We start from the raw sequence: 7509 nt of genomic DNA, 5'->3' as shown, positions 1-7509 counted from the left end.
TGTGGGAGCGGCGGCCGCCGCGCGAGGCGGCGAGCCCGTCGGCGACGACGAGTCCCGTCTCCAGGAGCCGGTCGACCTCCACGGCCAGTTTCGACCGGGACAACTCGATCAGATCGCCGAGCTGCGCACGGGAATTCGGACCCGAATCGCGCAACAGCTTCAGCAGCCGCGCCTGATGTGCGTTGGCGGGTCGTGCCGTCATGCGTCTCACGTGCCCCCCTCCCCGTCTCGAATCAGCCAATCCAGCAGGTTTCGAGGCGAACGTAGCAGTGACCGGCGGGCCTGAGAACCAGTCGTGGCACGAATCACCGCTCCTTTTGCCATCCCAAGGACAAAGAGGGGCACGGTGGCGCTCCGTCGCTCTCCGCCGCTGCGTCGCGCGAGAGTTCAGGACTGCGCGCGCTCGTGGTACGACCTGCGGGTGTGCTCGGTGTGTTCCCGCATCAGCCGGGTGGCGCGCTGCTCGTCGTGGTCGGCGACGGCCGCGATGAGGTCGCGGTGCTCGACCCAGGACTGGCCGCCTCGCTGCCGGGCCACCGGCGTGTAGTACCAGCGCACCCGGCGGTCGACCTGTGCGGCGAGTTCGGCGAGGACCGCGTTGCCGGCCAGGTCCATGATCTTGGCGTGAAAACGGGCGTTGAGGGCGACCGCGGCGTCCACGTCGTCGGCGGCGACGGCCCCCTCGCCCTCCGCGCACAGGTCCTCCAGCGCCGCGACGCCGGCGTCGTCCGCGTTGACGGCGGCCAGCCGGGCGGCCTCCGCCTCCAGCAGCGTACGGACCGTCAGGAGCTGGTCGGCCTCCTCCTCGGTGGGCTCGTGCACGAACGCGCCCTGCGCGGGCCGCAGATCGACCCACCCCTCGGTGTTCAGCCGCTGCAGTGCCTCCCGCACCGGCTGACGGGAGACCCCGAGGTGCCCGGCGAGTTCGCTCTCGACGAGGTGCTGGCCGGGCTGAAGGGCACGGGTGGTGATGAGTTCGAGCAACGCCTCGTAGACGCGGTCCCGCAGCGGCCCGGGGCGTTCGAGTCTGGGCACCGACCCCTGCGGCAGTCCTGTCGACAACATCGCGGTCCCTCCTGGGCCGGGCCCTGCGCTGCGGGCGGAAGAGTGGATCACCGGCAGCCAGTATCGATTGTCTTTCGTCTACAGTCTACGGCGCACAATGGCCACGGAGGGCGGAATCAGACACTTCGCACCGGGAGTGAGGGCGCTGTGCGCGCCCCTCACGGGCAGCGCACGACCTGCCCCGCGTAGGAGAGGTTGCCGCCGAAGCCGAACAGCAGGACCGGGTCGCCGGCGGTCACGGCGCCCTGCTCCAGCAGCTTGGACAGGGCCATCGGGATGCTCGCCGCCGAGGTGTTGCCCGACTCGGTGACATCGCGGGCGACCACCGCGCGCAGGGCGCCGATCTTCTGCGCCAGCGGCTCGATGATGCGCAGGTTGGCCTGGTGCAGCACGACCGCGGCGAGGTCCTCGGGCGCCACGCCCGCACGCTCGCAGGTCTGCCGGGCCAGCGGCGGCAACTGCGTGGTGGCCCACCGGTAGACGCTCTGACCCTCCTGCGCGAACCGCGGGGGCGTGCCCTCGATCCGTACGGCGTGCCCCATCTCCGGCACCGAACCCCACAGCACCGGCCCGATCCCGGCGCCCTGCGCCGGGGCGCAGGCCTCGACCACGGCGGCACCCGCTCCGTCGCCGACGAGCACGCAGGTCGTCCGGTCGCTCCAGTCGGCCACGTCGGACATCTTGTCGGCGCCGATGACCAGGGCGCGCGTCGCGGCCCCGGCGCGCACGGTGTGGTCGGCGGTGGCCAGGGCGTGGGTGAAGCCGGCGCACACGACGTTGACGTCCATCGCGGCCGGCCGCGGGATGCCGAGGCGGGCCGCGACGCGCGCGGCGGTGTTCGGGGAGCGGTCCACGGCCGTGGAGGTGGCGACCAGGACCAGGTCGATGTCGTCCGGGGCCAGTCCCGCCGCCGCGAGCGCCTTGGCGGCGGCGTGGGCGGCGAGTTCGTCGACCGGCTCGTCGGGGGCGGCGATGTGCCGGGTCCTGATGCCCACCCGGCTCCTGATCCACTCGTCGCTGGTGTCCACCATGGCCGCCAGGTCCTCGTTGGTGAGCACCTTGGCGGGCTGGTAGTGGCCGACGGCACAGATGCGCGAGCCGTTCATCGGGGGTCCCCCTCGTTGCCATGGGTAGCGGACTCCCCAGTCTGATCAGTGACTCACGGGTAGCGCGGCAGGCGAGGCCACAGGAAACGGCGGCCCGGCTTGTCGGCTTTCGTCAGGCACTTCGACGCCCGGCCAACTCACCCCGTGAACAGCTGCGTCGCCTTCTGCACGAGCTCGTACAGCCCGTAGGCGAGCGGCGCCGCCACCCACAGCCAGGCGAAGGCGACGAGGGGTCGCCGCTCAGGCGGACTCTGACTGCTGTCGTGCGGCGTCGTCGGCATCGGGGCCCTTTCTCTGTGCGGGGATGTGGTGGCGGGCGTGGACGGGCCGGATCAGTTCGTTGGCGGCGAAGCCGACGACGAGCAGCGCGATCATGACGCCGAACGACAGGCCGTACAGCGAGGAACCGTGCTTGCCGGCCGCCTTCTGGTGGTCGGCGATCCAGTTGACGATGAGCGGCCCGAGGACGCCCGCGGTGGACCAGGCGGTGAGCAGCCGGCCGTGGATCGCGCCGACCTCGTAGGTGCCGAACAGGTCCTTCAGGTACGCGGGCACGGTGGCGAAGCCACCGCCGTAGAAGGAGAGGATCACCAGGGCGCACAGGACGAACAGCGGCTTGGAGGCGTCCCCGAACAGGACGATCAGCAGGTACAGCAGCGCGCCGACGCCGAGGTAGACGCGGTAGATGTTCTTCCGTCCGATCAGGTCGGAGGTGGTCGACCAGCCGATGCGACCGGTCATGTTGGCCGCCGACAGCAGCGCGACGAAGCCCGCGGCGGCGGAGGCGGAGACGGGGGTGGAGGTGTCCGCGAAGAAGTCCGTGATCATCGGGGCGGCCTTCTCGAGGATGCCGATGCCGGCGGTCACGTTCATGCAGAGGACGATCCACAGGCACCAGAACTGCGGGGTGCGCACGGCGCTGCGGGCCGAGACCTGCACGCCCGTGAGGGCGCCGGGTCCGGGGTCGGCATGCTGTCCGCCGGTCCGTCGTCCCTCGGCGTGCTGCGCGGTGCGCGGCACCCGCACCAGCAGGACTCCCAGCGACATGAAGACCGCGTACGACAGGCCGTGGACGAGGAAGGCCAGCGCGATCCCGGAGTGGTCGGTGCCGAAGGACTGCAGCATCTGCGCCGACCACGGCGACGCGATGAGCGCCCCGCCGCCGAAGCCCATGATGGCGATGCCCGTGGCCATGCCGGGCCGGTCCGGGAACCACTTGATCAGGGTGGAGACGGGCGAGATGTAGCCGATGCCGAGGCCGATCCCGCCGACGAAGCCGTAGCCGAGGACGATCAGCCAGTACTGCTCCGTCTGCGCGCCGAGGGCGGAGATCAGGAAGCCGGAGGAGAAGCAGACCAGGGCCACGGTCATGGCCCAGCGCGGCCCGTTGCGCTCGACGAGCGTGCCGCCGAACGCGGCCGACAGGCCCAGCATGACGATGGCGAGCTGGAAGGGCAGCGCGCTCTCGGTGCCGTCGAGATGCAGGGCGGATTCCAGCGGTGGCTTGAAGACGCTCCAGGCGTAGGCCTGGCCGATGGCGAGGTGGACGGAGAGCGCGGCGGGCGGGACCAGCCAGCGGCTCCATCCCGGAGGTGCGACCGGGGGGCTCATGGGCCGCACGGTAGGAAGCGGCAGGCGGGTTGAGAAGCATCCGCGTCGACCGTATGCGGTGAACGGTATGCAGCATGCGGCGAACGGTCGGTGCGCGAACCCTTGCCGCCCTGCTGCCCATACTGTAGACAATATTTCGTCGACACCATGCGGCCTTCGTCGGCCGCTCCACCTCACCACCTCCGCGGTATCCCTCAAACCGAACGGAGTGTCCCGTGAAAGTCGCAGTCCTCGGCGCCGGTGCGATCGGCGCCTACGTCGGCGCCGCGCTCCACCGCGCGGGCGCCGATGTGCACCTCATCGCCCGTGGACCGCATCTGGCGGCCATGAGGCAGTACGGAGTACGGGTGCGCAGCCCGCGCGGGGACTTCACCGCCCGCGCCCACGCCACCGACGACCCGGCCGACATCGGCCCGGTCGACTACGTCTTCCTGGGCCTGAAGGCCAACTCCTACGCGGCGTGCGGGCCGCTGATCAAGCCGCTGCTGCACGACACCACGGCGGTCGTCGCCGCTCAGAACGGCATCCCCTGGTGGTACTTCCACCGGCACGGCGGCCCCTACGACGGCCACCGCCTCGAGAGCGTGGACCCGGACGGCGCGGTCAGTGCGGTGCTCGCGCCCGAACGGGCCGTCGGATGCGTCGTCTACGCGGCGACCGAGCTCGAAGCACCCGGCGTCGTACGCCACTTGGAGGGGACCCGGTTCTCCATCGGCGAACCCGACCGCAGCGTCTCCGACCGCTGTCTCCGGTTCGGCGAGGCCATGCGGGCCGGCGGCCTGAAGTGCCCGGTCGAGCCGGACCTCCGGGACGACATCTGGGTCAAGCTGCTCGGAAACATCTCCTTCAACCCGATCAGCGCGCTGGCCCGCGCGACCATGCGGCAGATGTGTCTGCACGGCGGCACCCGCCGGGTCATCGAGACCATGATGCGCGAGACGCTCTCGGTCGCCGAGGCCCTCGGCTGCACGGTCGGCGTCTCCGTGGAACGGCGCATGGCGGGCGCCGAGCGCGTCGGCGACCATCGCACCTCCACGCTCCAGGACCTGGAGCGCGGCAAACCGCTCGAACTCGACGTACTCCTCGCCGCGGTCGTCGAGCTGGCGGACATCACCGGCGTGGAGGTGCCCACCCTGCGCACCGTGCACGCCATCTCGGACCTGCTCGCGCTGAGGAGCGCCGCATGACCACAAGCGAACGACGCCGATTCCAGCCACGCGGACGCCGCGGCGGAGCGCCGAAGACCTACACCCGGCTCACCCATCCCCTGGTGCGGGACGCACGCGACGAGCCCTTCCGGCAGGCGAGCTGGGAGGAGGCCCTGGACCGGGTCGCCCGCGGCCTGGAGCGCAACCGTGGCGCGTTCGGCATGTTCTCCTGCTCCCGCGCCACCAACGAGATGAACTACGTGGCGCAGAAGTTCGCCCGCGTGGTGATGGGCACCCACAACGTCGACTCCTGCAACCGCACCTGCCACGCGCCGAGCGTCGCCGGGCTGTCGGCCGCGTTCGGCTCGGGCGGCGGGACGTCCTCGTACGAGGAGATCGAGCACACCGACGTCGTGGTGATGTGGGGCTCCAACGCCCGCTTCGCGCACCCGATCTTCTTCCAGCACGTGCTGAAGGGGATCAGGAACGGCGCCCGGATGTACGCGGTCGACCCGCGCCGCACCTCCACCGCCGAGTGGGCGGAGAGCTGGCTGGGCCTGAACGTCGGCACCGACATCGCGATGGCGCACGCGATCGGCCGCGAGATCATCCATGCGGGGCTGGTCAACGAGGCGTTCGTCGAGCGGGCGACCACCGGCTTCGCGGAGTACCGGGCACTGGTGGAGCCGTGGACGCTGTCCCTGGCCGAGAAGGTCACGGGCGTACCGGCCCGCGCCATCCGGGAGCTTGCCCACGCCTACGCCCGTGCCGAACGCGCCCAGCTGTGCTGGACCCTCGGCATCACCGAGCACCACAACGGCACCGACAACGTCCGCGCGCTGATCAACCTCGCCCTGCTCACCGGCCACGTCGGCCGCTACGGCAGCGGACTGCAGCCCCTGCGCGGCCAGAACAACGTGCAGGGCGGCGGCGACATGGGCGCCATCCCCAACCGCCTGCCCGGCTTCCAGGACATTCTGGACGCGGACGTCCGGCAGAAATTCGAGTCGGCCTGGGACACCGTCATCCAGCCGCAGTACGGCCTGAACCTCACCCAGATGTTCGAGGCGATGGAGGACGGCACGCTGAGGGCCGTCTACTGCATCGGCGAGAACCCGGCCCAGTCGGAGGCCGACAGCGAGCAGGCCGTGCGGCGGTTGAAGGGTCTGGACTTCCTCGTCGTGCAGGACATCTTCCTGACGAAGACCGCCGAGCTGGCGGACGTCGTCCTGCCCGCGACCGCCGGCTGGGCCGAGACCGAGGGCACGACGACCAACAGCGAACGCCGGGTGCAGCGGGTGCGCCGCGCCGTCACCCCGCCCGGCGAGGCCCGCGAGGACATCGACATCCTCTGCGACCTGGCGGGCCGGCTCGGCCACGACTGGAAGTACGCCGACGCCGAGGCCGTCTGGAACGAGCTGAGGGCCGTGTCGCCGGACCACCACGGGATGACCTACGCGCGCCTGGAGGAGCACCAGGGCATCCAGTGGCCGTGTCCCAGCACCGACCGGCTGGAACCGACGTATCTGCACGGGCGGTTGTGGGAGACGGACCTGGCGCGGCGCGGCAGGGCCGCCCCGTTCGGGATCGTGCGGCACGACCCGCCCGTGGACCTCACCGACGAGGCGTACCCGATCCGGCTGACCACCGGTCGGCGGCTGGACTCCTACAACACCGGGGTGCAGACCGGGGGGTTCGCCTCCCCGCTGCGGCGCGGCGAGTACGTCGAGCTGTGCCCGGAGGACGCCGAGCGCTACGGCGTCGTGGTGGGCGAGGAGGTACGGGTGACCTCGCGGCGCGGATCCGTGGTGGCCCCGGTGTGGGTCGACACCGGGCTGCGCCCCGGCCTCGCCTTCATGACCATGCACTTCCCCGACGAAGTGGACACCAACCGGCTGACGATCGAGGCGAACTGCCCGATCGCGGGCACGGCGGAGTTCAAGGCGTCGGCGATCCGGATCGAGAAGCTGACCGAGAGGCCGACCGCCCCGACGGACGTGAGGTGACGCACGTGGACCTGCGCTTCGGTGACAGCAAGCCGACGGACGAGGAACGGGCCGCGGTCGACGCGCTGCTCGGCCCTCCCGAGACCTCCTGGGAGGGCGCCGCCCGCGACGCGACGGACGCCGCCGACCTCCGGTGGGCCCGCGGCGGGCGCGCGGCCCGCGACCGCCGCGACCTGCTGCTGCCGGGGCTGCACGCCCTCAACGACCGGATCGGCTGGATCAGCGAGGGCGCGCTGGACTACTTGTGCCGCCGCCTGACGGTGCCGCCGGCGGAGGCGTACGGGGTGGCGACCTTCTACGCGATGTTCTCGCTCCGGCCGCGCCCCGCCACGGTCCTGCACGTCTGCACGGACCTGGCGTGCACGGCGGCGGGGGCGGAGCGGTTGTGCGCGGGCGTGGAGTCCCGGCTGGGTCCGGACAGCGGGGTGCGGATCGAGCGCAGCCCGTGCCTGGGATTGTGCGAGCGGGCACCGGCGGCGCTGGTGGTACGGGCGGGAGATCCAGCCCCTCCGGCGTTCGAGGAGCGGGGGTCCAGGGCGCAGCGCCCCCTGGCGGGGTCCGGGGCGGAGCCCC

General features: G+C 71.6%; 7 protein-coding genes and 1 pseudogene. 3 read left to right on the top strand and 5 right to left on the bottom strand.

All coding sequences use genetic code 11. The features are described 5' to 3' along the window. The 5 genes and pseudogenes from BZY54_RS17665 to BZY54_RS17650 form a co-directional block, all read right to left on the bottom strand. A pseudogene (locus BZY54_RS17665) lies at positions 1-202 on the bottom strand (sugar kinase); the annotation flags it as partial. 185 nt (positions 203-387) lie between these two features. Beyond that, positions 388-1065 carry a GntR family transcriptional regulator gene (locus tag BZY54_RS17660; RefSeq protein WP_086726160.1) on the bottom strand — a complete coding sequence of 226 codons (678 nt, stop codon included), beginning with the start codon at positions 1063-1065 and terminating at the stop codon, positions 388-390. Between the two features lie 158 nt (positions 1066-1223). Further along, positions 1224-2171: a beta-ketoacyl-ACP synthase III gene (locus tag BZY54_RS17655; protein WP_086726159.1), complete on the bottom strand. Its 948-nt coding sequence runs from the start codon at positions 2169-2171 to the stop codon at positions 1224-1226. Positions 2172-2308: 137 nt separating this feature from the next. Beyond that, on the bottom strand, positions 2309-2452 hold the full coding sequence (locus BZY54_RS55450; protein ID WP_425276290.1) for an MFS transporter small subunit: 144 nt from the start codon (positions 2450-2452) through the stop codon (positions 2309-2311). Then, positions 2412-3782 (bottom strand): OFA family MFS transporter, encoded by a 1371-nt coding sequence (locus BZY54_RS17650; RefSeq protein ID WP_086726158.1) that lies wholly within the window; start codon positions 3780-3782, stop codon positions 2412-2414. Before BZY54_RS17650 ends, BZY54_RS55450 begins: the two co-directional genes overlap by 41 nt. 215 nt (positions 3783-3997) lie before the next feature. On the opposite strand from BZY54_RS17650, the gene BZY54_RS17645 reads away from it, so the two are divergent. From BZY54_RS17645 to BZY54_RS17635, 3 genes are all read left to right on the top strand, one after another. After that, positions 3998-4969, top strand: a complete 972-nt coding sequence (locus tag BZY54_RS17645; protein ID WP_086726157.1) for a 2-dehydropantoate 2-reductase — start codon at positions 3998-4000, stop codon at positions 4967-4969. Next, positions 4966-6936, top strand: a complete 1971-nt coding sequence (locus BZY54_RS17640) for a molybdopterin oxidoreductase family protein (protein WP_086726156.1) — start codon at positions 4966-4968, stop codon at positions 6934-6936. The genes BZY54_RS17645 and BZY54_RS17640 overlap by 4 nt, the downstream gene beginning before the upstream one ends. A gap of 5 nt (positions 6937-6941) precedes the next feature. Beyond that, positions 6942-7509: NADH-quinone oxidoreductase subunit NuoE family protein (locus BZY54_RS17635; protein ID WP_208640686.1), on the top strand; the 568-nt coding region annotated here is incomplete at its 3' end.

Source organism: Streptomyces carpinensis, assembly GCF_002154505.1.
Taxonomy (GTDB): domain Bacteria; phylum Actinomycetota; class Actinomycetes; order Streptomycetales; family Streptomycetaceae; genus Streptomyces; species Streptomyces carpinensis.
Note: the sequence above shows the minus strand (reverse complement) of the source record. Positions and strands in the feature narration are given on the sequence as shown.